Annotated in this window: 22 protein-coding genes and 2 pseudogenes; 12 read left to right on the top strand and 12 right to left on the bottom strand. The window is 68.5% G+C overall.

Going from position 1 to position 24,231, the window contains the following annotated elements; translation table 11 throughout:
• Positions 1-264 precede the first annotated feature (264 nt).
• On the bottom strand, positions 265-600 hold the full coding sequence (locus tag FH715_RS22330; protein ID WP_170184793.1) for a winged helix-turn-helix transcriptional regulator: 336 nt from the start codon (positions 598-600) through the stop codon (positions 265-267).
• A 207-nt stretch (positions 601-807) separates the two neighbouring features.
• Here FH715_RS22330 and FH715_RS22325 point away from each other — a divergent pair, with 207 nt between their 5' ends.
• The 4 genes and pseudogenes from FH715_RS22325 (at position 808) to FH715_RS22305 (ending at position 4,909) form a co-directional block, all read left to right on the top strand.
• Positions 808-2,202: an MFS transporter gene (locus tag FH715_RS22325; RefSeq protein ID WP_246108893.1), complete on the top strand. Its 1,395-nt coding sequence runs from the start codon at positions 808-810 to the stop codon at positions 2,200-2,202.
• A 48-nt stretch (positions 2,203-2,250) separates the two neighbouring features.
• Positions 2,251-3,093: pseudogene (locus tag FH715_RS22320) on the top strand (IS5 family transposase); the annotation flags it as partial.
• A gap of 410 nt (positions 3,094-3,503) precedes the next feature.
• Positions 3,504-3,653: pseudogene (locus tag FH715_RS22310) on the top strand (FAD-dependent oxidoreductase); the annotation flags it as partial.
• Between the two features lie 110 nt (positions 3,654-3,763).
• Entirely contained in the window at positions 3,764-4,909 is a 1,146-nt protein-coding gene (locus FH715_RS22305) for a hypothetical protein (RefSeq protein WP_139648137.1), read from the top strand.
• A 62-nt stretch (positions 4,910-4,971) separates the two neighbouring features.
• Here the strand turns inward: FH715_RS22305 and FH715_RS22300 are convergent, their stop codons facing one another.
• The 5 genes from FH715_RS22300 to FH715_RS22280 all read right to left on the bottom strand — a co-directional run bounded on the left by FH715_RS22300 (position 4,972) and on the right by FH715_RS22280 (position 8,984).
• Entirely contained in the window at positions 4,972-5,424 is a 453-nt protein-coding gene (locus FH715_RS22300; RefSeq protein WP_139648135.1) for a hypothetical protein, read from the bottom strand.
• 74 nt (positions 5,425-5,498) lie between these two features.
• Complete coding sequence (locus tag FH715_RS22295) at positions 5,499-7,478, bottom strand: pentapeptide repeat-containing protein (RefSeq protein WP_139648132.1); 1,980 nt, start codon at positions 7,476-7,478, stop codon at positions 5,499-5,501.
• Entirely contained in the window at positions 7,475-7,636 is a 162-nt protein-coding gene (locus tag FH715_RS29595) for a hypothetical protein (protein WP_170184792.1), read from the bottom strand. Before FH715_RS29595 ends, FH715_RS22295 begins: the two co-directional genes overlap by 4 nt.
• 239 nt (positions 7,637-7,875) lie before the next feature.
• A complete protein-coding gene (locus FH715_RS22285) occupies positions 7,876-8,112 on the bottom strand; it encodes a DUF397 domain-containing protein (protein ID WP_139648129.1) in 237 nt (78 codons plus the stop codon).
• Positions 8,109-8,984, bottom strand: coding sequence for a helix-turn-helix domain-containing protein (locus tag FH715_RS22280; protein ID WP_211367737.1), 876 nt, complete (start codon positions 8,982-8,984; stop codon positions 8,109-8,111). The genes FH715_RS22285 and FH715_RS22280 overlap by 4 nt, the downstream gene beginning before the upstream one ends.
• A 254-nt stretch (positions 8,985-9,238) precedes the next feature.
• On the opposite strand from FH715_RS22280, the gene FH715_RS22275 reads away from it, so the two are divergent.
• Positions 9,239-9,658 (top strand): ATP-binding protein, encoded by a 420-nt coding sequence (locus FH715_RS22275; protein WP_139648125.1) that lies wholly within the window; start codon positions 9,239-9,241, stop codon positions 9,656-9,658.
• A 145-nt stretch (positions 9,659-9,803) separates the two neighbouring features.
• Entirely contained in the window at positions 9,804-10,448 is a 645-nt protein-coding gene (locus tag FH715_RS22270; RefSeq protein ID WP_139648123.1) for a hypothetical protein, read from the top strand.
• Between the two features lie 409 nt (positions 10,449-10,857).
• Here the strand turns inward: FH715_RS22270 and FH715_RS29380 are convergent, their stop codons facing one another.
• Both FH715_RS29380 and FH715_RS22260 read right to left on the bottom strand, forming a co-directional pair.
• Positions 10,858-12,807 (bottom strand): ABC transporter ATP-binding protein, encoded by a 1,950-nt coding sequence (locus FH715_RS29380; RefSeq protein WP_139648121.1) that lies wholly within the window; start codon positions 12,805-12,807, stop codon positions 10,858-10,860.
• Positions 12,804-13,568, bottom strand: coding sequence for a lasso peptide biosynthesis B2 protein (locus FH715_RS22260; RefSeq protein ID WP_139648119.1), 765 nt, complete (start codon positions 13,566-13,568; stop codon positions 12,804-12,806). The genes FH715_RS29380 and FH715_RS22260 overlap by 4 nt, the downstream gene beginning before the upstream one ends.
• Positions 13,569-14,106: 538 nt before the next feature.
• Here FH715_RS22260 and FH715_RS22255 point away from each other — a divergent pair.
• From FH715_RS22255 to FH715_RS22235, 5 genes are all read left to right on the top strand, one after another.
• Positions 14,107-17,862, top strand: coding sequence for a CHAT domain-containing protein (locus FH715_RS22255; RefSeq protein WP_139648116.1), 3,756 nt, complete (start codon positions 14,107-14,109; stop codon positions 17,860-17,862).
• 765 nt (positions 17,863-18,627) lie between these two features.
• Positions 18,628-19,182, top strand: a complete 555-nt coding sequence (locus tag FH715_RS22250; protein WP_139648114.1) for a hypothetical protein — start codon at positions 18,628-18,630, stop codon at positions 19,180-19,182.
• A 262-nt stretch (positions 19,183-19,444) separates the two neighbouring features.
• On the top strand, positions 19,445-19,756 hold the full coding sequence (locus tag FH715_RS22245) for a hypothetical protein (RefSeq protein ID WP_139648112.1): 312 nt from the start codon (positions 19,445-19,447) through the stop codon (positions 19,754-19,756).
• A gap of 623 nt (positions 19,757-20,379) precedes the next feature.
• Complete coding sequence (locus tag FH715_RS22240; protein WP_139648110.1) at positions 20,380-20,667, top strand: hypothetical protein; 288 nt, start codon at positions 20,380-20,382, stop codon at positions 20,665-20,667.
• Positions 20,654-21,325, top strand: coding sequence for a helix-turn-helix domain-containing protein (locus FH715_RS22235; RefSeq protein ID WP_139648108.1), 672 nt, complete (start codon positions 20,654-20,656; stop codon positions 21,323-21,325). The genes FH715_RS22240 and FH715_RS22235 overlap by 14 nt, the downstream gene beginning before the upstream one ends.
• Before the next feature lie 98 nt (positions 21,326-21,423).
• Here the strand turns inward: FH715_RS22235 and FH715_RS22230 are convergent, their stop codons facing one another.
• Genes FH715_RS22230 through FH715_RS22215 form a run of 4 tightly spaced genes read right to left on the bottom strand, consistent with a single transcriptional unit; the run spans position 21,424 to position 23,138 of the window.
• Positions 21,424-21,882 (bottom strand): NUDIX hydrolase, encoded by a 459-nt coding sequence (locus tag FH715_RS22230; RefSeq protein ID WP_139648106.1) that lies wholly within the window; start codon positions 21,880-21,882, stop codon positions 21,424-21,426.
• Between the two features lie 46 nt (positions 21,883-21,928).
• Positions 21,929-22,312: a DUF7848 domain-containing protein gene (locus FH715_RS22225; protein ID WP_139648105.1), complete on the bottom strand. Its 384-nt coding sequence runs from the start codon at positions 22,310-22,312 to the stop codon at positions 21,929-21,931.
• The gene (locus tag FH715_RS22220; protein ID WP_139648102.1) at positions 22,309-22,689 is read right to left on the bottom strand and encodes a hypothetical protein; all 381 of its coding nucleotides are present in this window, start codon (positions 22,687-22,689) and stop codon (positions 22,309-22,311) included. Before FH715_RS22220 ends, FH715_RS22225 begins: the two co-directional genes overlap by 4 nt.
• On the bottom strand, positions 22,686-23,138 hold the full coding sequence (locus FH715_RS22215; protein WP_139648100.1) for an ATP-binding protein: 453 nt from the start codon (positions 23,136-23,138) through the stop codon (positions 22,686-22,688). The genes FH715_RS22220 and FH715_RS22215 overlap by 4 nt, the downstream gene beginning before the upstream one ends.
• A gap of 220 nt (positions 23,139-23,358) precedes the next feature.
• On the opposite strand from FH715_RS22215, the gene FH715_RS22210 reads away from it, so the two are divergent.
• On the top strand, positions 23,359-24,204 hold the full coding sequence (locus tag FH715_RS22210) for a helix-turn-helix domain-containing protein (protein ID WP_139648098.1): 846 nt from the start codon (positions 23,359-23,361) through the stop codon (positions 24,202-24,204).
• Positions 24,205-24,231: the final 27 nt, after the last annotated feature.

The following is a 24,231-nucleotide window of genomic DNA, read 5'->3' as shown; positions in this document are numbered from 1 at the left end:
ATCGCGTTCCTTGACCACCCGCACACCGGCCTCCCCGAGCCTGCACTCGGACGGCCCAACGAGCCCCGTACCTCCACCGCCACGGCGCCGGTTCAGAGGTCACTCAAAGGTGTCCAGATAAGGAGATGCACGGCCGGTACTCCTTCCAGCTCCCCGACCTGCCCGGCGGGCTGCGCCCGCTGCGCGACAAGGACACCACCGACGAGTGATAAGGCCGTCCGCCAGTAGGTGATCGTTCAGCGCCTGCGGGATCCTCCGCCGACGTCAGGGAGCTGGTGCCGTGGCGGCGTCGTAGGTGGCGCGGGCGGCGGTGATGTCGGCTCGGTGGCGTTCTGCCCAGCCGACGAGCTCGGTGAGGGTTGCGTGGAGTTCGCGGGCCATGGGCGTGAGGCTGTATTCCACCTTGGGTGGCACGGTGGGGTAGACGGTCCGGATGAGCAGGCCGTCGCGTTCCAGCTTGCGCAGGTTCAAGGTGAGCATGCGTCGGCTGATGCCTTCGATGCTGCGTTCCAACTCGGTGAACCGGACCGGACCGTGTGCGGCGGCGACGAGGATTCCGATGCTCCATTTGCCCGCGACGCGGTCGAGGACCTCGGTGATCGGGCACGCCTCGTTGCCGACCTAGTCGGACACATCGGTGTGACTGCGTGACATGAAAGTGCCTCCTTCCACAGCGCGTCATGGTTACAGAAGATGGCTGCTGTAACAAGTCATGCACCATTGGAAGGGGTTCCCGTGCGGAGAACCAACTCATCAGCACAGACATCGCGTTGGTCGGCACTGGCCGTGCTCTGCGCCGGGCAGTTGATGGTCATCCTCGACGGGACCATCGTGAACGTGGCGTTGCCGTCCATCCAGCGCGACCTCGGGTTCTCCTCGTCGGGCCTGGCCTGGGTTGTCAACATCTACCTGGTCCCCTTCGGTGGTCTGCTGCTGCTTGCCGGACGGCTCGGCGACCTCATCGGGCGCAAGCGCGTCTTCATCACCGGCCTCAGCTTCTTCACGGCTGCCTCGCTACTGTGCGGTGTGTCCCAGGACCCGGCGGTGCTGCTGGCCTCCCGGTTCGTCCAGGGCATCGGCGGTGCGGTGACCTCCGCCGTCACCCTCGGCATGGTCGTGAACCTGTTCCCGCAGCCGAAGGAGCGGGCCAAGGCCATCGGCGTCTACAGCTTCGTCCAGTCCGCCGGCGGCTCGATGGGCCTCCTCGCCGGCGGCGCCCTGACGCAGACCATCAGCTGGCACTGGATCTTCTTCGTCAACGTCCCGATCGGCATCGTGGCCGCGCTGTTGGCCGGGCGCGTGCTCGCGTCCGAGCACGGTGTCGGCCTCGGCAAGGGGACCGACGTCGTGGGCGCGCTCCTGGTCACCTCTGCACTGATGCTCAGCGTCTACACGATCGCCGAGACCACCAACTACGGCTGGACTTCCGCACACACGCTGAGCTTCGGGGCCGTGGCGCTCGCTCTGCTCCTCGCCTTCGTCGCCCGCCAGGCGAAGGCGGCCCACCCGCTCCTGCCGCTGCGTGTGTTCCGCTCGCGCAACGTTTCGGGAGCGATGGGTATCCAGGCCCTCATGGTGGCCGGGATGTTCAGCTTCCAGTTCCTTTGCGTGCTCTACCTGCAGAAGGTGCTCGGCTTCGACGAGATACACACCGGCCTCGGCATCTTCCCGGTCTCGGTCGCGATCGGCGCGCTGTCCCTCGGCCTCTCGCCCAAGCTGATCGCGCGCTCCGGCCCCCGTGCCGTACTCCTTCCAGGACTCTCGCTGATCGCGGTAGGTCTCGCCGCGCTCGGCCGCGTACCGGCAGGCGGAAGCTATGCCGTGGACGTCCTGCCCGCGCTGCTGCCGCTCGGTATCGGCTTCGGCCTTGCGATGCCGTCGCTGGCCACGCTTGCGATGTCAGCGGCCACGCCCCAGGACTCGGGGATCGCCTCCGGCATGTTCAACACCATGCAGCAGATCGGCAGCGCGTTCGGCCTCGCGGTCCTCAGCACACTCGCCACCTCGCACACGGATGCCCTGCTGGGCGACGGGGCAAGCACCGCCTCGGCACTCACGGGTGGTTACCAGCTCGCCTTCCGCATCGGCTCGGGCCTCGTCGCCGTTGCTCTCGTGCTCGCCGCCACCCTGCTGCGATCCCCCGCCACAGCGCAACCTCCAGCGGCCGAGACAAAGCCGGTCGCCGAGAACGCCGCTCACTGACCAGGCGGCCACGCCACCCCAGGCCGAGCTGCGCTCGCAGGAGGAGATGTGCCTGTCGTGCCATCGTTGATCATCGCCCCCATCCGTGCCGAGTTCCTTGCGTCATTGCCGCAGCGGGTCAGTACCCATCCGCTGGGATGTCATCGTCGGCGGATCCCGGATGAGGTGGTCTTCAACAAGCTCATCGAAGTGCTGGTGTCCGGGATGGGATACGAGCGAGTGGCGGACGCGACATGCTCGGCGACCACCTTGCGCAGGCGCCGTGACGAGTGGATTACGGTCGGCGCGGGCGAGGCCCTGCGCATGGCCGCGCTCGCCGCTTACGATCGCATGATCGGCCTTGGCCTGGAACAGCTCAGTGCCGACGGCTGCCAGACCAAGGCCCCCCCGGGCGGCGAATGCGCGGGCAAGAGCCCCGTCGACCGAGCCAAACAGGGCGTCAAACGCTCACAGCTCACCGATGCGTACGGCATCCCGCTGGTCACCGAGCCCGCACCGGCCAACATTCGCGATCACACCATGCTGCCCGTCACCCTCGACCGCTACGCCAACCTCGCCAAGACGCTCGGCCCGCTGCCGGAACGACCGGCGCTAAGCCTGGATGCGGGCTACGACTACCGGCCGGTCTACGCCCACCTCGACACACGCGGCATCACCGCGAAGATCGCCAAACGGGGTGAACAGACCCCGATCCAAGCCGACGGACGGTGGGTCGTGGAGCGCACGAACTCGTGGATGAACAACTTCGGCAAGCTCCGCCGATGCACCGAACGTCGCCGCGTCTGCGTCGAGTTCTTCATCGCCCTCGGCACCGCGATCATCACCATCCGTAGCCTCATCCGCCGGGCATGGACCCTCTATCGCTGGCCCAACCGCCCCCCGAAGCCCCCGCATCCGGTGACCTACTGGCGGACGCTCTTAGAGAAGGGTGGACGGGCGGCCGACGCCGGGCGAGGCTGGCGGGGCGGGCGGGCTGTCGGAGATGCGGGCGTGCTCCATCTGTGAGACGGCGACATGCCCGAGAGGAGCCCGAGAAACCGCGGTTTGGTCCGGCATGAGAAACCCTGTATCGGGTCGCTACGCGTCGGAACAACGGAAGCCGCCTGCGAGATCGACCAGATCGCCGCCGCACGCCTCACCGCCGTGCGCTCCCCCGCGAAGCTCGGCGTTGCTTCACCAGCTCTCCATCGACCTGCGTAGGCGTCAACGCAACGCGTACGTCGGCGACTTCCTGCCTGCCCTGGACAACACCCTTGCCCAGCACGCCGCATCGACTCCACACCATCGCTAGAGTCGCGAGCATGACCGCTGGTGAGCACGTTGTCGTCATCGGAGCCGGCGAGGCCGGGCTGACCACCGCCGTCGTTCTCGCCGAAGCCGGAACCCGCGTGCGCGTGATCGCCGAGCAGGTGCCCGGCACCACCTCGCTGGCCGCCGGTGCGATGTGGGGGTGAGGTTCCCCCGAATGCGGGAGATGGTGACAGAGGGCTGGAAGGGGTGCTGGTGGAGTGGCAGACGGCCGCGCTGCTGGGGGCTGTAGGCGGAGTGATTTACCGAGGCGGTGGTCTTCTACAGCCAGATCTCCGCCTGGCGGGCCGCGCGGTACGCGGCGCTGGCCCGCAGGCGGCGTTTACCTCCGCTGCGGCGGTATCTCGACCCGCCAGCGGACGCCCTGGCCGGTCTCACCCGGGTGCTGCTGGGTGGGGGCGCGGGGTGGTTGTTCCACTCCCAGATCACGGGCGAGTACGCCGCGGTGATGGTCGGGGCCGCCGCGCCCGCTCTGCTGCAGCAACGGGGTTCCGCCCGGGCTGCCCGCGCCGTCCTGCACGAACCCACCCCGGCCGGCGCAACCTCCTCCGGCGAGCCTGGCTCCGGCTCAACGCGGGCGGCTGGTGAGGGCACGGCGCCCGGGAGCAGCCTGTCTGCCGCGCCGTCGGCGGGGCAGACCCAGCAGCAGGGGGAGCCTGGCGTGACCCGGACTTCGCTGTTGCGGCGCTACCGCGGCTCCCTCCTTGCGCCCCGGCCCGCAGGCGGTTCCCGGCACGAACGCCACCCTCAGGGCCGGTCGTTGTGGCGCCGTTACCTCGCGTCCCTCCTCACCACGCCCCTCCCTCGGCGGCTGACGCATGCCCCTCCGGAGCCCGGCAGCACCACCCCACCGCAGCGGCAGCAGGACGCCTCCGGCCCAGAAGTCGCCCGGCAGCCTGATCTCCTGCTCCAGGCGGCAGCACGGTGGAAGAACGCCCCTCCCGCCACCCGCTTGCGATGCCGCCCTGTCCTCCTTGAACTCGCGGATGTACTGCACCGCGCCAGCGCTTCCATGGGCGCCCGCGACATCGACCGCGACAGCGACCGCACCCTCGACCTCAACCGCGACCGCTTCCTCAACCCCAACCGCGACCTCGACCTCACTTCAGCTCAGGAAGACCTGACTATGGCGGCCAGCGACTTCACCGGCGCCGATCTCACCCGCACAAGCCCCGAACACTTCAACCTCGCCCGACTACGCTGGGACCAGCACACCAAGTGGCCCACCCCCGACTGGGCCCAGCGCATGCGGCGGGCCTCCGCCGAACACCCCCCGGCTCCGGCACCTACATCATCCTGCCCGAACGGCACGACACCCCACGACGCCCCCGCCGGAGAAGTCCGCTGGACCTCCGGCAGGAGCGGTCAGCCAGCCTCGCGCGAAGCCGAACGGGACTGACCAATCCGGCGTTAGCAGTGGCGGGGGCGGTCGTCCTCGACGCCCAGAGGTCGTCGACGCCTTCAGCCAACTATGCGCTGCCACTGGGCCGTCTCAGGGTTCCAATGGATCTTGATCTGACCGCCACTCGGGTCCGCTGCCGTGAGCTCCTCGACGTCGGTGACAGCGAGGGCCTGGAGAGCCGCGTCAGGGAGACCGGGCGGCACCTCGAAGGTGATGGGGCGACCTTCGTCCTGGACAGCGAGGATGAAGTGGCGTGGGTGGTCCTGGTGGGTTCTCTTGATCAGGGATGTGGCGAGACTCCGTGCGGCTTCAAAAGCTCGTTGGCCGGCCTGGGCGGCCAGCGCTTGGACGAAGGGCAACACCGCAGCGGTGACAACAGCCGTTGCTGCTATCTCCGCCATGCCGTTCTGGGTGCCATAGAGCACTGAGCCGTCGCTGCTGCCACGAATAGTGATCCTATGTCCCGAGTCCTCCTGGGTCGCTGGCTGATCGCCTGTCTGGTCTGCTGTCACACCAACCATTCTCGCGAAAGTGACCGAGTACTGAAAGCGCCTGAGATAGAAGCAGGCACTCAGCACGCGTTTGTTCATCGTTTGATGCGTCCGCGGAGGGCGAGGACGGCGAGGGCGAGGAGAGTGGGCTCGAGGAGGCGGGAGGTCATCTCGATGTAGGTGCCGGTCGTGGTGAGGTCCTGTCCGCTGGAACGGAAGACAACGGAGTTGAACGTGACACTCAGGGCTTTCTCGAAGCGTTCGCTGGAGAATCTGTCGCCGGTGGGGTTCTGCGGGGGCTGCTTGTCGATGGTGAGTGTGACCTCGCCTCCGCTGGACGGGACAGTGCCGGTCGCTTTCTGTTTCGGGGAGGAAGTCGGCAGGCCGAAGGCCATCAGCAGCACGATCGTGGCGAGCATGGATACGGCGAGCCAGCCCAGGGCGCGGGAGGCGCGTAGGCCGTAGCCGGACAGTAGCCAGTACCCCCACAGCAGGCCACGTTCCACTCTCGGGGTGCCGGTGTGGTCGTGGCGGCGCATCTCGCATTCGCCGTAGTAGAAGTCGGCGGCTCCCGGTTCGTTCTTGGCGTCCTCGAAGGCTTTTCGGAGCTGCCGGTACAGGGGGGCGATGTCGTCCGGGTCGGGGGTGAGGTTGGGGTCGGGATGGTGCGAGCCCGGGCGCCATTGGTCAGCCGATGGCGTGGCTCCTGAGGGCGGGGCGGGTTGGCCCGCAACCTGGGCCCGCCAGTGATGTTCCTCTGCCAGTACTCGCCGGCGTGTCCAACGCACCGGCCAAAGGCCGTGGCGGCGCCAGCCGGTGGGTGGTGGCGCGAAGACCGTGCGGCCTTCCAGACGGAGCTGGTCCAGGTGAAAGGCCCCGGAGAATAGGCAGTCGGACACATCGGTGTCGGTCAATACCAGCAGTGCTGCGTCCACGCCCTGCACCGACACCATGCGGACCCCTGCGAGATCGGTCAGTGGGCTCTCGTCCAGGAGCTGACCGAACCTGGAGGTGAACGGAGTCGGGTGGGCGGTGACCGCGATGGGGGCTGCCAGCACCGCGTGGCCGAGATCCACGGAAGCGTGTCGCGCCCGTATCGTGGCGGTCGATTCCCATCGTGTCCGCACACACTGCACCTCACGCGCCGCGATCTCCAACGTCACAGGCACCCCGAACACCACGCCCGAAAGATCCAACACCCCCGCGCACGTCACAGGCCCCCACCGGGAAGCCCGCAGGAACTGTGCTCCGGTGAAGTCTGCGTGGCGGGCAAACCACGCTTCGCCGAAGCGGACGTCGCCGGCGAACAGCGCCCCGTCAAACCACGCGTGGCTTACAAACTGCGCCTCGCGAAACCGTGCGTCGCCGGCGAATTCCGCCCCCTCGAACCATGCATTGCCCGCGAACTTGACCTGTTCGAATTCGGCTTCGCCGGCGAACCGGGCTTTGACGAACCTGGTGTTGCTCGCGTTACTGGTGAAATCCGCCCTGTCGAACCTGGCGCTGCCAGCGAACTCCGCTCGGTCGAACCTGGCGCTGCCAGCGAACTCCGCTCGGTCAAACCTGGCGCTGCCAGCGAACTCCGCCTCTCCGAACCAGGCGCCATCCGAGAACCGCGCCCGGTCGAACCTCGCGTCTCCGGCGAACCGGGTCTCGCCGAATCCAGCGTCGCGGGAGAACTTGGCCGCGCCGAACCTGGCTCCGCCGTCGAACTCCGCCCCGTCGAACCAGGCGTCGCCCGAGAACCGCGCCCGGTCGAACCTCGCATCTCCGGCGAACCGCGCCTCGCCGAAGTCCGCCCGTCCAAGGTAGGGAAGCCGGGTGATGGGGTCGTGCAAAGCGGTCAGGAGTAGCTTCAGTAGGTCTGCAGTGAAGAGGGTGCCTCGGTGATCGATGTCAGCGCCGGGGGCCAGGCTTGCGAGGTAGGTGTCGCGGTCGGCGTCGGTCAGGTGGGCGAAGCAGGCGGTGTGACCGGAGACGTGGATGCCACGGCAGCCCACGGGATCGGTGGCCGGATCCGCGCCGTGACCGCAATGAGGCCAAGGTGGCACTAACAGCCCTGCAGGGGTACTCATGCGGCGGTGGCTCCATCACTGTCGGGTGCTGTCCAGCGAATCCTTTCCACGTCCTGGGCGGCACAGCCCTCGACGGTGAAGGCGACCTCGACCACAATGAACAGGCGGCGGCTGACATCATCAACCGCTGCGCCTGGGTCGAACGCCGCCTCGCCCACGCCTACGTCCTGGGGGCACCGCATCGGCACCCGACCGACCAGGGAAACCGTCCGAGTCGAGAAGGCACCGCAGGCGGACGGCACCGTCGTCCTTCACAACTACGGGCACGGAGGCGCCGGCGTCACACTCTCGTGGGGGTGCGCGGAAGAAGTGCAACGCTTGTTGGGCTGACGCGAACTGGCCCGCAAGCGAGGCTGTCTTCCCCCGACTCATCGGGGGAAGACAGCCGATCGGCTGGTCACGCGCTCAGATGGCCCGCTCGCACGTCGTCGATGAACGCGGCGAAGGTCTCCGGGGCCAGCATGAGCACCGGGCCGCCATGCACCTTGGAGTCGCGGAGAGCAACGGCGTCACAGCGGGTGTTGGTCAGGTCGGCGGTCTCGACGCAGTTGCCCCCGCCGTTGCTGTACGAGGACTTGCACCACTCGGCATCCTCCAGCACGGACGCCGGAACCTCGGCAGGGTGGTTGTTCATTCGGTGATCTCTCTCGATAGTTGCTGCAGAAACTTCGGGGTGGCCCCCGGAGGCAAGGCTCCCGCCACCATCGCGTCGAACATTCGGGAGAAGCGCCCAACGTCTCGGGGCTTGTCTGATACCGCGACCGTGAACCACGCGGTGTCCGTCTGGACCGTCGCGGGCAAACCCCCACCCAGAATCATGATGTTGACGTCATGGTAGGCGACATAGCCGCTCCCCGTCTGGGGCAGGACCTGCAGGGTCACGTTGTCCCGGGTGGCCAGCTCGGCGAGTTCAGCGTACTGCTCCCGCATCGCGTCCACACCGCCGATGGCATAGCGGAGGGCGGGCTCGTACAGGACACCCCAGATCTTCACGGGCTCGTCGTCGCGGGTGATGGCGTCTTTCCGCCTCATGCGGAGTTGGACGCTCTTCTGCCCGAACTCCGTGGTGGTCTCGTCGACGGGCTTGGTCAGCTCGTGCAGCGCCCGTGCGTAGCCCTCGGTCTGCAGAAGTCCCGGGATCACGGTCGGGTGGAAGAGGCGGATCTCCCGGGCGGCCGACTCGACGCCGAGGAAGCGTTGCATCCCGGAGAGCAGGTTGACGTTGCCCACGCCGGTCCACCACTCCCGGCTGGACGCGTCGCGCTGCATCGCCACCAGCCGCTCGACCTCCTCGTCGTCGGTGATGCCGTAGCGCTCCAGGAGCAGGCGCAGGTGGCCCGCCTGTCGGAAGGACTTCCAACCGGTCTCGACGCGTTGCAGCGTGCTCTCGTCGAACGGCAGCCCCCGCACCGCCTGTTCGATGGTCAGGTCTGCCTCCTTGCGGTGCTGGCGCAGCTCGTGCCCGAGTCCGATGCGCCGTGCCGTCGGTTGCGGCTTCGCGGCCACGTGCCCTCCCATCCGACGCATGCGCGCGCCGTCAATGCCTTCTGATCAGCTCTATCACCGTCGCGCACGGAGCAGAAGCTCATGCGCTTGCCTGGGCATATACCAATTCCGATGCCGAGGATGATTCTCAAGCAGATTCTATTGCGGAAGAACTCGCCATCGGGCGACCTTGGTTGAGCCTCGGGAAGGCCGGGCCGTATCACAAGCGGCCAGGGACTCCCCCAACTCCCCTGCCCACGACCGGAGGCACCGGTATGTCCGCGATCGCCATGACCAGCCACCTCGACCGCCCCAGCGTCTCCCACACCCTCCCACGCGCTGAGGAAAGCGCTGCAGCTGCCCGCCGATTGGCCCGCGCCGCCCTCACCACCTGGGGACTGAGCGAACTCACGGACGACATCGCGCTGATCGTCACCGAACTCGTCGCCAACGCGGTCCAACACACCGCGTGCCATGCGATCAGGCTCCGGGTCACGCGACTGGGACCGCGTCGCGTGCAGGTCGCGGTCGTGGACAAGTCCCGCTGCCTGCCGACGCTCCGGGTCCCGGGCGACGAAGACGGCTCCGGGCGTGGATTGCGCCTCGTGGAAGCCGTCACCACGCGCTGGGGAACGGACCCGCTGCCGTGGGGCAAACGCGTCTGGGCGGACCTGGAGCTGAGACCCAGCGCCTGAGGCGCCGCTGTCGCCGGGCCTGCCCGCCCTCATCCGAGGCAGGCCCTCCCCCCGCTCTCCTCCGGATCGAGAACCGCACGTTCCCCCGGCCCCGAAGAGCTTCTCACCACCACCTTGATGAACCGACCAGGAAAGATCCACATTGATGTCTGCTCGCCCGACCGCGCCCGTATTTCCTCGGACGTGGGGCCGGACCGACCTGCCCGTCCCCTACGCCACCGCGTGGAGCGAGGAGAAGGCCTCCGTCGGCAAGGCGCTGATCTCCAACCGGAGCGGCACCGGGCTGGCCTACCGGGACGAGGTCCCCACAGACCGGGACCGGCACGGCGTTCTGTGGGCTCGGATGACCGAGGCCCCCGGCGAAGGACGTCCGAACTTCAGCACCCTGCACTCCTTCCGCCAGCGTCGCAGCATGTTCGACATGCTCTGCCAGGTCTGTGGTGAGCCCGCCAGCCGAACCTCCCGAGGCATCCTCTTTCTCCTGCCGCATCCTGCCGGCGAGAAGAAGACGAGCGACTGGGCCGAAGGCGCGTTGTCCACCAAGCCGCCACTCTGCGAACCGTGCGCGGACCTCGCCACACGCCACTGCCCGCACCTCGCCGACCCCCTGTTCGTCCGCTCCCGTAAGCCTCGGATCTGGGGCGTCTTCGGTGGGTTCCTCACCCCCACCGCGAACGGCCTGCGCTCGTCGCCGACCAACGACTACATCCCCTACGGCCACGCGGCGGCGGCGTGGTTCCTGGCGTCCCAGCTAGTCATCGAGCTGACGCGATGCCAAGTGGTTCGCTGACAGCTCCGCGATGACGGTAGCGAGGTGGGCGGATCGGAGGGACGTCGCAGAGAGAGGCCGGAGCGCGTGACGCTCATGGAGGTTGGGCCCCGAGAAGGCGATGGGAGAGGAAGCCCCGTCCGCTCGACAGCCGACGAAGGGCACCTGACTCGGCACAAGGTCCGTACCCGCATCGCTTCCATCGGCTGGCTCAGGGCGACGCCCAACGTCAACTGGCCATTCCAGGGCAGCGAACTGCGCCCCCGGCACGGGTGCCTACACGACTCCTTCGAGCCGTTCGCGGAACGATTGGACGGGATGTAGAAGTCGCCGCAGGCCACAGGAAAGCGGCAAGAAATCAAACGGCGAAGTTCCTGAGACGCGGCGAAGGATCGAGACGGTCGATTCGCCCGCTTCCGCGTCGCCCTTGCTACGCCCCGGTCAACGTTCCGGAGGTGCCGGCGTAGGTGTCTGCCTGGGCGCGCCACATGGTGGCGTATGTTCCGCCGTCGCGTGTGAGCAGTGAGTCGTGGGTGCCCTCTTCGATGATCTGGCCGCCGTCGAGGACGAGGATGCGGTCCGCGGTGCGGGTGGCGCCGAGGCGGTGGCTGATCAGGATGACGGTTCGGCCTTCGCTGAGGTGCTGGATGCGCCGGTAGACGGCTTCCTCGGCGAGGGGGTCGAGGGCCGAGGTGGGTTCGTCGCAGATCAGGACGGGGGCGTCGCGGTAGAAGGCTCGGGCGGCGGCGATGCGTTGCCACTGTCCGCCGGAGAGGTCGCGTCCGCCCCACCAGGAGGGGGCGAGGTTGGTGTCCAGGCCGTCGGGCAGCGCCGCGAGTACGGTGTCCGCGCTGGCCGCGGTGGCGGCGGCGGTGATGCTCGGTTCGTCCTGGGGGCCCTGGCCGAGGGTGATGTTCTCCCGGGCGGTGACCGGCCAGCGGGCGAAGTCCTGGGGCAGCATCGCCAGGCGTCGCCAGAGTTGTTCGGGGTCGACGCGGGCGAGGTCGGTGCCGTCCCAGGTGACGGTGCCGGTGGTGGGGGTGTAGAGGCCGGCCAGGAGTTTGGCGAGGGTGGACTTGCCTGAGCCGTTCGCGCCGACGATGGCCAGGACCTCGCCGCGGCGGACGCGGACGTTGACGTCGCTCAGTGCCGGCAGTTCGCCGCCGGGGTAGTGGAAGGTGACGGACCGGGCCTCGATCGTCTCCGGCTCGGTCGGCACGGGTTCGGCGTGGGCGGCCGGCCGGGTGCGGGCGGCGGTGTCGGCGAGGAAGGCGTCCCAGTCGCCCAGGTAGAGGCCGGTCTTGTAGGTGGTGTTGGCGCCCTGGACGAGGCCGATCAGCAGGCGCCCGCTGGTCTGGACGGCGAGGAACGCGGTGCCGGCGGCGGCCGGGGGGATGCGGCCGGTCGCGGTGAGCCACAGCAGCGTGGCGTAGACGCCGCCGGTGGCGGTGCCGGCGACGGCGTCGCCGAGGAGCTGGTAGCGGGCGGTGGTGCGGCCCGCGGTGGCGGCGGCGTCCTCCAGGCGGGCCGCGACGGTGCGGAACCGGCCCAGCAGCCAGTTCCGCAGGGTGTAGGCGCGGACCTCCAGGGCGTTCTCGCGGCTGGAGGTCTCGAAGATGACCGAATGCCGCAGGCGGCGGTCGGCGAGGGTGTGCCGGTCGGCGAAGTACGCGGCGCGGGCCGCGCGTACGGCGGCCCAGCCTCGGGGGATGACGGCCAGCAGGAGGAGGGGCAGCAGCACGGGGTGGAGTTGCGCGAGAACGCCGGCCGCCGCGGCGATGGACAGCAGCGCGGTGGTGACCGTGGTCAGGGCCTCCACCATCAGGTGGGTGTCCTTGGCCGCGCGGGAGGCCGCTTCGGACTGGTCGGACCAGGCGGGGTCGTCGTAGCAGGCCAGTGGGGCGCGGGTGGCGGCTTCCAGGTAGCGGATCTCCGCGATGCCGTCCACCCGGGGGCCGATGCGGGCGGTGGTCGCGACGGTGAGGGCCGCGACGATCGAGCGGGCGCAGGCGGCGAGGGTGACGATGATCAGCGCGGGCAGTGCTTCGTGGACCCGCTCGCCGGTGGGTCCGGTGGCGAGCAGGGGGGTCAGCGCGTTGGTGGTGGCGTACAGGCCGAGTGCGGTGACGGCTCCGCTGACGAGTTGGAGGAGGCAGGTCAGGAGCACGGCGTGTGGGGCCGCTTGCCAGGCCAGCCGGATGGCGAGGGCGGAGAGGCGGGGCAGGCGGCGGGCGATGGTCCACCAGGAGGCGTCGAGTGCGTCGTCGTGGCGCTCGCCGCTGACGGTGTACCGGGGGATGGTCACGCTCTGCGGGCGGCGCCGGGAGCGGCGCCGCCGGCCGGCGGTGGCGGGACGTTCGGGTTCAGGAGAAGTCGTCACGTCTGCGCCAACGAACCCCCCGAACGGGTGTCACGGTCCCTCTCTGTGGCGGGGGGTGGCGAATGTGTCTTCTCTTTCGCGCGCCCGGGGCGGACACGCAGCGCGGGGGCGTAGGGCCATACCCGCTCCCCCGCGTCCTGGCCGATGACCTGGCCGCCGGCCTCGTTCCAGGCGTGCGCGCCGGCCGGGGCGGTTCTGGCGCCGATCACCCAGGTCACGCCCTGGCCGCGCAACGCGGCGGCGAGGTAGCAGGCGAACGACTCCTCCAGGCAGGCCGCCCGGCCGGGCCAGCTGCGTCCGGCGCGGCGCACGGCCGCGAACAGGGCGTCGGCCCGCTCGGGGGTGGCGGTGCGCAGCGGAACGCGGGCGATCACGCGGGCGATCGCGATACCGGCCCCGATCGGTGTGCAGCGCGGGAGGAAGAGCGCGGTGGCCAGCGCGAGCAGGCCGGCGGCGCGGTCGGCGACGCTCAGCCGGGCCCTCGGGGGCAGGACTTCGCGCACGTGCGTCGGGCCGGGGTCGGGCGCCGGGGCGGGGCGTGCGTCGAGGAGGCCCAGTTCGCGCAACTGACCGACGAGGGCCGCCAGATCGGCGCGGACGACGGTCTCCTCGGCGCCTTCTCCGGTGAACGCGCCGGTCAGGTCGTCCACCTCCTTGGTGGCGGTGTGCAGCAGATGCCACTCGGAGTAGGCGACGAACCGCTGGCCGCGCCGGATGTGCTTGTGCAGCGGCACCGCCAGACCAGGTGCTCGATCAGCCACACCACCACGCCCGCCGGAGGCCGCCGTGTCTGACCCGCGTTCCCCCTCACCCTGGCCATGGTCGCCGGTACGGTCGGCTACCTCGCCGGCCGCACCCGACCCGGCACTCGCCTCTACGAGTGGGCCGCTCCCAGCGCGGCTGGCGCGATCCGCGTACCTGGCTGGCCCAGCACGTACTCACCGACGTGATCGTCTGGATGTGGCCCCGTCCACCCCGGCGAACCCGCGCAAACCGCCGCTCGTGGCGCGCGGCCGGATGTCGTAGTCCGGCCGTCGCGGTGCCTGGCGATTACGTGGTTAAAACGCTGCCGGGCTCCGGCTGTAGCCGATTCGCCTTTACCAACGTTTGAGTGCGACTCACTCAAGTGTCCTGTCGGGTGGAGTTTCAGCCGCGACAGTGGTTCATGCGTGTCGAAGCGGTCGATTCGTTGTGGCCCGAGCCAGTCCGCTCGGTGGCTGGAGTGGGTTTTCGGTTCTAAGGGCATCACGAGCGGGAAGCCCCTAGGATGACCGGCAAGGACAGGTTCGCCGCTAAGGGATGGAACAACGGGTGTCGGGGGGCACTGTGCACGCCGAATACGGCGATGAAGTCGTACTCACCATCGACGCGTTCAGGAGTGACCGCGATGGCATGTCCTGGCACTGGTGTCTGACGACGGCCGAAGGCCTCCCGCTCGCCGAGCACACAGCCGTGGTGGCTGCCGCGTCCTGGCAGTACGCAGCCTTTATCGACCTGCACGGCTACCTATCGCGGACCACGACTCCCGATAATCGCGTGGTCCGGCAGGCCCAGATACTGGACGAACTGGGCCGATGGATCGCCGACGAGTTGTACGGGCCCCACATTCTGGCGCACCTCCTGCGGCACCGGGCAGTCGTACGGTTGGTGATCCCCTACGAGGCGCGTGTACTGGCCTACCACCCTGTGGACGCCGCCGTCCACGACGGCTGCCCCCTTCTCCTCAGGGGGGTGACGACCGTGCTGGACATCCGCCCGCTGTGTCCCCGACCAGACTCGTCGCCCAGCGGCCTGGAACCGAGGCGGCCAGGAGGGAGTCGGCTGCGCGTCCTGGCTCTGTTCAGCCTGCCCGAAGGCAGCACCGCGCTGAACCTGCGCCAGGAACGCCGCTCTCTGGAAGGCCTGGTGGAGCGCGTCACGCGCGAGCGGGGCGTAGCGATCGAATTACGTGTCCTCCAATACGGCGTCACCCGGGACCGCCTGCGCCAGGTGGTCACCGACCCCGAGGGCTGGGACATTCTGCATCTGTCCGGGCACGGCGACCGCGGTACGTTCCTCCTGGAGGGGCCTGGAACTACTCCGGACCCGGTACTGACCGACGAACTGGTGCCCCTGCTCGCGCCCCTCGCCCCCGGCCTCCGGCTGGTGACCTTGTCCTCCTGCTCATCAGCCGACGTGTCGTTGGAGGAACAACGGACCCTTCTGGGCCTTCCTTCACGTAGCCGACACGTCGCGCGGGCGGCCCCAGCTGGGAATACGCCCGCGCCGACGACAGCCCTCGCCCAGACACTCGGCTGCGTGGTCGTGGGAATGCGCTACCCGGTCACGCAGGCCTATGCCAGCCTCTTTACCTCCGCGTTCTACCAGGAGCTGCTCGCAGCACGCGGCACGGTGACGGATGCGTTCACGGCGGCGGCACTGCGCGCGTACCCCTCCCGGCCGAGTTCCTCATCGCCGCCGATCAGCACGCTGACCCCGGTGCTGATCGGTGCGGCGGCGGGCCGCACATGGTGCGCGCCTCCCGCGGCTTCCTACGCCCCCTCCGACCAGTCGGTGATCCGGGCCAATGCACCTACGGCGGCTCCGGTGTTCGTCGGCCGGGTGTCGCTGATGGCTAGAGCGAATGAGGCGCTGGCGTCCAGCAACGGATGTCCAGGCGTGTTGCTGCACGGTATGGCGGGCAGTGGGAAGACCGCCGTAGCCCAGGAGATAGTGTTCCTCCACCATGAAGACTACGAAGCAGTCGTCTGGTACAAGGCACCGGACGAGGGAAGCGATCCGGCCACTGCCCTCGTGGACTTCGCCGGCGCCCTGGAGGCAGCCCTGCCGAGCGTGCGGTTGCTAGACGCGGCGGAGGACGAGTCCGCGCTGCGCGCCCGCCTTCCCGCGCTGACCGAACACCTACGCGCGCGACGTGTCCTGCTCGTCTTGGACAACCTCGAATCGCTGCTCCGCCCCGACGGTACTTGGCACACCACCGCCTGGCGTCTGCTCATCGATGTCCTCACGGGCCACGAAGGTGCGTCCAGGACCGTACTGACGAGTCGCTACCGGCCGCTGGCGCTGAACGAGAGGGTGAGGGTGATGGCCGTACATGCGTTGCCCAGGCGCGAGGCGGTACTGATGGCCAGGGAACTGCCCCACCTACGCCGCCTCATCGACGACGACGCGCCGAAGTACGGTCCCGGTCTCTTCCGGAATATGCTGGCCGCCACCCGTGGCCACCCCGCCCTCATCGAACTCGCCGAGGGCCAGGCAGCCAACCCGGACCAGCTACGTTCCTTTCTCTTGGAGGCTGCCGAACTCTGGCAGGAGTACGGCGTCCACGAGGACACTCCCCCCTCGCCAGTGATCGGTTACGCCGAAATCCTTGCCCGGTGGACCGAAAGGGCGCTCACCGGGCTGTCACCGGCTGCGCGGTTGTTAGCGCAGGCAGCCGTGTGCCTGGAGGAGGGAGACCGAGTCTCCCTCTACTTCCGTGCGAACTGGCAGAAACTCTGGACGGCACTCACCGAAGCTGGCCCAGAACCAGCTAGAGGCCTCGCCCCTGCTTGGTCCGACGCGGTGGCGGAACTCGTCGGACGAGCCTTGGTCGTAGCTGTGCCCGACAACGGGGAGACGCGCCTCATTCTGCACCCGAGCGTGGCCGCGGCTATCCGAGGCACAGTCCCTCCACGACGCCGCGCCATGGTGGACAGGACCCTCGCCGAATTCTGGCTCGGCGGCGTCAAAGCGGGCTTCGACGGCGCACACAGCGGCAACCCCGCACAGGGCCGCCTGCTGATCCTCGCCTCCCTCTCCGCTGTGCCGTACATGACCCGCAGCGACTTCGGCCTCGACACCCTCCTCTTCGTACTTGAACACGCCCTGACCACCGACGACTCCCCCGCCACGCGATCCACACTGCTGCCGTACCTGCGCACCGTGCTGGAACGCAGTCACGGCACCACACACGAGGCGCGGGCAGAGCGGCTCTACGCCGAGCAGTTGCTGCGTAGCGACCCGCCAGAGGGCGAGCGACGACTGCGCGCGCTGCTCGCGCGGGGCGACGAGAAGGCCCGCTGGCCCCTGAGGAACCACTACCTGTCACAGGGGCGATTGGACGAGGCCTTGCACCTCTCCGACCGAACAAGCCCGCACGCTCTGACCGACACCGCGCTCACCTGGGAGTCACTGGGCAACCAGGTTCACCGCCTCCAGGTCTTGGAGATGATGGGCTGGAGCGAACAGGTTCTGGCTGCCGTCCCCTCCTTGCAGACGGCTATAGAAACCCTGGCGGCTTCCCAGCAGGGCGGCGCCGCCAAGTGGCACGTCCCTGAAGTCCTCCTCCAAACGGGCCAGATGGCCGCGTTGGACCTGGGCCACTGGGCGCAAGCCCTGGCTTTCAACACCCAGCTCATCAAGGCCATGGGCCGCCGTGGCGCTCCACCCCTGGACATCGCGAGCGCTCGGATGAACGCCTACCCAGCCCTCCTGGGGCTCGGCCGTCTTGACGAGGCTGAGCGGCGGCTCCAAGCATGCCGGGCGGTGTTCGAGGGCCACCGCGCCTGGAGAGCGCTTGGTAAGGTGTTCGGCGCCCTGGGAAGTCTCGAAGACCAGCGTGGCAGGAACGACCAGGCCCTCGTCTTCCGCCAGGAGGCGATCCGGTACGCGTACCGCACGACCGAGGCGGCCAGCATCGCGGGGGGCCACACCAACCTCGGAGCCTCGCTGCGGCTGACCGGAGCGGCGACGGAGGCACTGGCCCACCAGCTTGCCGCCGCGCTCCTCAACTCTCTGACCGTCAAGAACGGCGATCGGTACCTGCACAACGCCGCGCTCGCCCTGCGCGCCCTCGACGGTCACGACCGCGTCCCCCGCACGGTCAAGGAACTGACTGCCGTAACCAACCGCGTTACGGGAGTCCACCTTGACCGCCTGCTGACCCTCCTCGATCCCGGCGCCACTCAGTCACAGACCGTATTGGACACGATCGTCGAGGCCGTCTGGCTCCGCTCTTCAGAGCTTGATCGAGTACTTGGCGAGCACAGCACATCCAGTGAGGAGAACCGGTGAGTTCCGCGTCACAGCACTACACATTCGCCCACCAAAGGTTGCGGGACACGGCCCTCCGCCAGGGTGCGCAGCTCCCGGGCTTGATCGAGGCCGGGCTCGCGCAGGGAGTGCTGCAAGAGGAGTGGGCTCTGGCCGGACAACACCTACCCGCGACACGGCGCCGACCGGCGACCGGCCTGAGCACATCGCTCAGGGAAGCCGTCAGCCACCGAATCGCCCTGATCGCCTTGCCTGAGCCGCACGAAGCGATGGAGGCGTACTTCTGCGCCGTAACCGTGGACCGGGACACGCAACAGATCCGCTACTTCGCCCTGGACAAGGCACTTGACCTGGGGGCGCTACTCGCCCTGTCAGGTGATGCTGGCACGGGTACGGAACTGTCGGAATGGACTCGCGACCTACACGTCAACTGGGGTCCGGGCCCCCGACCAGACTTGAACGAGTTCGCAGCCAGGGTGGACCAAATCGCGACGCGGGGGTCATGAAGAACATGACACACGACGAGCACGGCGAGGTGGACGACTACGCGCAAGACGATCCGCAGGATCACGAGGAGGGCTACAAGGGCGATCCCCCTTGGTTGTACTGCCCCGAGTGCGGTGGCTCCCCATCGGAGGAGCACCTGGAGGGATGCCTCTTCGCAACGCCGTTGCCACGCTGTACAACCTGCGATCGACCGGCCTCCGCCCACAGCACTGATGGTGCCTGCCCGGACGGTCCGCCCGCGTGACGCCGCCCGCTCGCGATCCAGTACCGACTTGGGCGGTGCCGTTTCCCTACGGGGAGACGGAAGCAGTGAAGGCGATGGGCACGACCGGAGCCACGCTCTTGGGCGGCTTCTCGCTGGCTGCGGCAGCAACCTTGGCCACGGCGGAACACGGGCCCCCTCTGGGCGGGTGGGCCTTGGTCGCCTTCGTCGTCTCGGCGGTGGCGTTTGTCTTCTCCGTGCAGTTCACCGGCGCAGGCCTGAGCCACGCGGCCACCCCAGACGAACGCCTGATGTGGCACCCCCAAGGCCGAACCAACCCGCAGGCCATGGCTCGCATTGAGCGCGTCCAACGCATGGACGACCGCCTCCGCCAGCGGTACTTCTATCGGGCTCGCCTTACTTACCGGTCAGGACTGCTCGCCTTCCTTGCCGGCATCACCCTCATCTGCGTTCCCGACACTCTGGACTGGCCCCGGATCACGGCCATGGCGACGGCAATCCTGGCGTTCCTAGCGGAGATCCTCTGGCTCACCACGAACGCCATCCATCGCACCCCTCGCTGGCTTCTTCCGTCCTACCGTGACCCCGGCATCTGGGAGGACCCACCGTGACGCTTCTGTGAGGGCAGACCGTTCCCGCACACGTGGGCTACCAGCGACAGCAGAGCGGGAAAGACCGGGGGGAGCCATCCGCGCGACGCATGATCCCACCTATTAACCGTCACCACGATCCCTCGGAAGCGGACACCCACCTTCAAGTCACCTGCGCCAGCCTCCGCTCGTGGCGGGTGGCCGGGGGCCAGCCAGCCCGTCACGATCCCCGGCAACGCCCCCACCGTCAGGCCCCGGGCACGGAGTGCCGTGGCGTCAGGCGGTGAACGTGGCCTTCCGACTCACCACCCCGTTCAACGGCCCCGCGGCCAACGGCGATCCCCGGGTGGTTCACCAGCTGATCACGGCCTATCTCGGTCAAGGAGGCCCGGCCGGCCCGGCGGACGTCTCGGCGTTCGCCGGCATGCTGCGCAGCCAGCTCGCGGCCATCGCCTGGTGCCTGTGGCTGGCGCTGGGCCACCGCCAAGCCGATCGAGCTCGACGGGCCTTCGGTATGCGGATCGTGACCTCGGCGGCGGAGGAGATGCCGCAGGTGATGCGTGCGCTCGACAGGTGGGCCCTACTTCTGCGATGACCGTCCACAGGTAGGACCACGGCCTGCGGCGAGGGGGTGGCCGGAGAGTCTTCGATCGTCGGAGCTTCGAACTGCCCTTTCGAGTCCTCACCGAGCGCGCTGGCGCGCACGAGTGGGTGCGCACGTAGGAACGGGCTGACGCCTGGGGGCGTCAGCCCGTTGCGCAGGAGCTGCAACACAACCTGCGCGGTTTCCTTCGGTTCCCCTCGTTTCGCGGTTGGAGCCCGTGAGTCCAAGGGTCTGTGCGTGCATCCGTAAATGCACTTGCACGTGCATGTCGTGCGCGAAGAGGTTCCCAGACTCAGCCGCTCGCAGCAACCAAGGCGGGACAAGCCCGCATCAACCTGCCGCCGGGAAGCGTCCTGCGGACGCGACAGGCCGCCAACTCCCCTGTGGAATCCCCTTCTGAGGGCTCATCAAACGGATGACACCTCCAAAACGTTTTCGATTCCTCGGCTGATACAGGAACGCATCAACGACCAAGATCAAATTATGCCGCCGGCCCCACGGCTGTCAGCATGGGCCCACGCACCACGGAGGGTGACTGCAACCACTCTCCGTGGCTGGAGCCCGTATGTCCGTCGCCTTGCGGCCATCCGCGCCGCCAGGCCTTCCGAAAGTGCATGACGACCGTGGACACACCTCACTTCGGCGGCCCGCCCGCCGACCACTCCCGCCCCTGCCAGCCCCCGCGCCAGACCTTTCGTCTTCCGCGGTTCACCCGCCACATCATCGTGGTCGTGCTCGTCCTCCTCCTGGCCCTCGCCACCGCACAGGAGTTCCTGGACGCCCCCGCACGCACCACCAGCGAACTGACCCTGGCCCTGCTCACCACACCACTGCTGACCACCACGGGCGGACTGACCTGGTGGTGCTGCACGAAGAGGGGATGGCGCCATGGGCAGGCCTGAGAACCCCCTCCCCACCGGAGCGCGGAACACCGCCGTCGGCAAACTCGCCCACTGGCTGCGCACCCAGCGTCACGCCGCAGGGCTCACCTACTCCGTGATGGCCCAACAGGCCGGCTGCCACGCCACCACCCTGCAACGCGCCGCGAAAGGCACCGGGGTTCCGCCGCTGCGCGTGGTGGAGGCCTACGCGCGAGCCTGCGGCGCCAACCTGGAAGACGCGCGCCGGCTGTGGCGGGCAGCTCGCTACGAGGCCTCCACCCGGCGCCACGGCACGCCAGAACCCACCCGCATCGACCTCATCCGGGAGATGGCCGAGCTGGTCCCCGCCATGATCGACATCTACCACCGAACCGGCGCCACCCTCCGCGAGTTCGAACAACGAGCCGGAGCACACAGCCAGCTCCCCCACAGCACCATCCACCGCATCCTTCGCCGCCAAGTCATACCCACCAGGCACCAGTTCGGCCTCTGGCTCGACGCGTGCGGCATCACCGGCACCCAGCGCATGGCCTGGGTCCACGCCTGGGGCCGCGCCCAGGAAGCCCTCCTCCCCAAGGGGCGCCCCGACCCGAAGGCATGGAACGAGGTCACCTTCATCCCCAGCACCCCACCCCCCAGCCATCACCGCCTCCCCCTCGCAGAGGCCCGGGCCAGCTGACCGCGCCTCGGGCTCCCCGACCCTTCGGGGAGCCCGAGGCCCTCCGCCGAGATCCCAGGACCGCGAACCCCCGCGTTGACCTGACAGTGACGCACTTCTCAGACGAACGCGGACTCGGGCCGGTCGGCATTGACGAGGAGGGGCAGGCGGCGGCGTTGGCCGGCGGCGATGATCGCGTACTGGTAGAGCGCCGGCGGCTCGTAGAGTTCGCGCATCGGGACCCAGCCCGCGCCGTCCCTGGGGTCCCTGGACGGCAGTTGGGGCAGCACCCCGCCGTCCAGGACATAGGTCAGGCCGTTGAGCGTGCCTTCGTCGTCCGTGGTCGGGGTCACCGCGAGGACCTCGGAGAGGGTGCGCTCGCAGCCGGTCGCCTCAAGGAACGCCTCGCGGGCGGCCAGGATGATGTCCCGCCCCTCCGGCACCTGCCCGTGGGGCAGGACCCACCCCTCCTGACCGTCCTCCCGGGTACCGCGCACCATCAGCATGTGGTTGGTCTGGGTGGTGGCCAGCACGTGGAAGGTGATCGGGATCGGGGAACGGTTGATCGTCGTCAGCATCAGTCTCTCCTTGGATCGGTCGAACAGGGAACGGTCAGGGAACGGTTCAGGAGGTGAGGGCCGGCAGGAGGCCGGAGAGGGCCGTCAGCAGACACATCAGGCCGACAAACGCCGGCCCCACGAGCCCGGGGCCGGACGGCGAAGAAGGCGGCGGGTCGTCCAGGCGCGGAACGACGCGCCAGTGGCGTTCCGTCCGGGCCAGGAAGAGCGTGTGCTCGGGGTGGTCCTGGGAATGTTGGACGGCCCAGACCGCGACCGGCAGCGAGTCGTCGTCGAAGAGCGGGGAGAGAGCCTCGCAACTCATGCACTCCGCCCCGTAGATGCCATCCGGCACCCCGGGACCCCGCTCCTGGATCAACACCCGGTCCGCGGCTCGAACGATCGACGCGACGTGCGGGGCGTGCGGGTTTTGCGGGTCGTGGTGGTTCACCGCGAGCCTCCCTTCCAGAAGCGGGTGCCGAAGGTCGTCCGGGCTCGGGGACGCCAGCGCCCTCGCGTGGGCCAGGGCACCCAGGCGTCGCCGGTCGGCCGGTAGGGCTCCCGCGCCCGCCCCTCGTCGTCGCGCGGCGCGGCGCGTTCGGTGTCGGTGAAGTCCCAGGCCATCGCGTTGAGTTGGCGTAGGCACGCGTCGCAGGCATAGAGCGGAGCCGTCGCGCCCTCCGAGGTCAGGCAACCGATCCACACCACCGGCGCGACGCGATGCCCGCACCAGAACCAGCAAGGGCCCATGGCCCGTTGCTCCGCGCCGACGATCCCCGGCACCGGTATCTGGAACTCCCACTCCACGGGGAGACCCGCGCCGTTCACGCCGCCTCCGTCTCGGGAACCGCGCCCCAGCACGAGAACCAGACGACCTTCCCCAGCCGGCACGACGTTCCGTCCCCGAACGGCATCGGCATATAGCCGAACCCGTCGGCCATCTCCCGCAGCAGCCACAACCCACGCCCGTCCTCCGAGCACCAGTCCGGCGTGCGCAACACCGGCAACTGCCGCGACTCGTCGAAGACCTGCACCAGCAGATCCGCGCCCACCCGCACCGCCCGCAGGCTGCACCGCCGACTCACCGTGTGCTTCGCGACGTTGGCCAGCAGCTCCGAGACGCCCAGCCGCGCCAACTCCACGGCCTCCCGCGACACCCGCCACTCGGCCAACGCCCCCGCGATCGCCCGACGCCACCGCTCGATCTCGCCAGGACTGACCGTTAAGAACCAACGCACATCGTGCTGAGCCTCGACGGGACAAACGGAAGTGGTCATGGTTCCTCCAACGGGCTGTGCCTCCGCGACGCGGCGAATCGGCAGGCGTGAACCGCTCTCCGGGGAACACCGAAGGCATCACGCTCCGTAGCGGGTCCGTGCGGACAGCCATCATGCACGCGCACGGAACGCTTTTGCAAGCCTTGCGTTCCGAGACATTGCGTTCGCATCGTGTTCGATCCGCTTGCGCGCCTCAGACGGTGCCGGTCAAACTTCGGCCATGGGGCACCAGATTCCGACCGTGCGGCACAGAAGGCTCGCTGCTGAGCTGAGGAAGCTACGCGCGGACGCTCAGCTCACGCGCGAAGAAGTCGCCGACGCCACGAGCATGAATGAATCCACGCTCTGGCGAATCGAGACCGCGAAGGGGCGACCGCAGAAGCGGACTCTCAAAGCGCTACTGGATCTCTACTGCGTGGGAGAGGTTCAACGAGCCGAGATCACGGCTCTTTCTCAGGGCGCCAAGGAGCCTGGCTGGCTACGACCGTTCCACAGCGAACTGCCCGAGGAGTACACCACCTACATCTCCTTCGAGTCCGAAGCCTGGGAGATCCGGAACTATCAAAGCCTGTTCATTCCTGGACTCCTGCAGACCGAAGATTATGCTCGCGCCGTGATCCGCGGCACGCTCCCCATGGTGAGCGAGAGCGAGGTTGAGTCCAGGGTTCAGGCTCGCGTCGAACGCCCCGGCGTAGTATTCGAGAAGTCAGAGCCGCTACGCCTCTGGGCCATTGTTGACGAAGCCGCGGTTCGCCGAACCGTGGGCAGCGAAGGAGTCATGAAGGGGCAGCTCAGACACCTCACCGACATGGCCCAACGGCCATACGTCAGGCTTCAAGTGGTCCCCTTCACCGGCGGCGCCCACCCTGGAATGACCGGGAGCTTCTGTCTCCTCTCGTTCGCTGACCGCGAGGAACCTGAGATCGTGTATCTGGACACCATGGCCGGGGACCTTTTCCGTGAATCCGAGATCGACATCAGACGCTTCCGCGGCATGTTCGACCAGGTTGGCGCCCAAGCCCTGAGTCCGGCCGACACACTGAAACTGATTAGCAGCCTTGTATAATACGAAGGTCCGCAGCCAAGAAAGGAG

It is taken from the genome of Streptomyces sedi, from assembly GCF_006335015.1.
Taxonomy (GTDB): domain Bacteria; phylum Actinomycetota; class Actinomycetes; order Streptomycetales; family Streptomycetaceae; genus Streptomyces; species Streptomyces sedi.
Note: the sequence above shows the minus strand (reverse complement) of the source record. Positions and strands in the feature narration are given on the sequence as shown.

Excerpts from the sequence above, each read along its gene's own strand:
- FH715_RS22235 (WP_139648108.1), top strand. The coding sequence starts at position 20,654 with ATGGGCAGGCCTGAGAACCCCCTCCCCACCGGAGCGCGGAACACCGCC.
- FH715_RS22275 (WP_139648125.1), top strand. The coding sequence starts at position 9,239 with ATGTCCGCGATCGCCATGACCAGCCACCTCGACCGCCCCAGCGTCTCC.
- FH715_RS22255 (WP_139648116.1), top strand. The coding sequence starts at position 14,107 with ATGGAACAACGGGTGTCGGGGGGCACTGTGCACGCCGAATACGGCGAT.
- FH715_RS22285 (WP_139648129.1), bottom strand. The coding sequence starts at position 8,112 with ATGAACAACCACCCTGCCGAGGTTCCGGCGTCCGTGCTGGAGGATGCC.
- FH715_RS22295 (WP_139648132.1), bottom strand. The coding sequence starts at position 7,478 with ATGAGTACCCCTGCAGGGCTGTTAGTGCCACCTTGGCCTCATTGCGGT.
- FH715_RS22215 (WP_139648100.1), bottom strand. The coding sequence starts at position 23,138 with ATGACCACTTCCGTTTGTCCCGTCGAGGCTCAGCACGATGTGCGTTGG.
- FH715_RS22210 (WP_139648098.1), top strand. The coding sequence starts at position 23,359 with ATGGGGCACCAGATTCCGACCGTGCGGCACAGAAGGCTCGCTGCTGAG.
- FH715_RS22230 (WP_139648106.1), bottom strand. The coding sequence starts at position 21,882 with ATGCTGACGACGATCAACCGTTCCCCGATCCCGATCACCTTCCACGTG.
- FH715_RS22270 (WP_139648123.1), top strand. The coding sequence starts at position 9,804 with ATGTCTGCTCGCCCGACCGCGCCCGTATTTCCTCGGACGTGGGGCCGG.
- FH715_RS22240 (WP_139648110.1), top strand. The coding sequence starts at position 20,380 with ATGACGACCGTGGACACACCTCACTTCGGCGGCCCGCCCGCCGACCAC.
- FH715_RS22325 (WP_246108893.1), top strand. The coding sequence starts at position 808 with ATGGTCATCCTCGACGGGACCATCGTGAACGTGGCGTTGCCGTCCATC.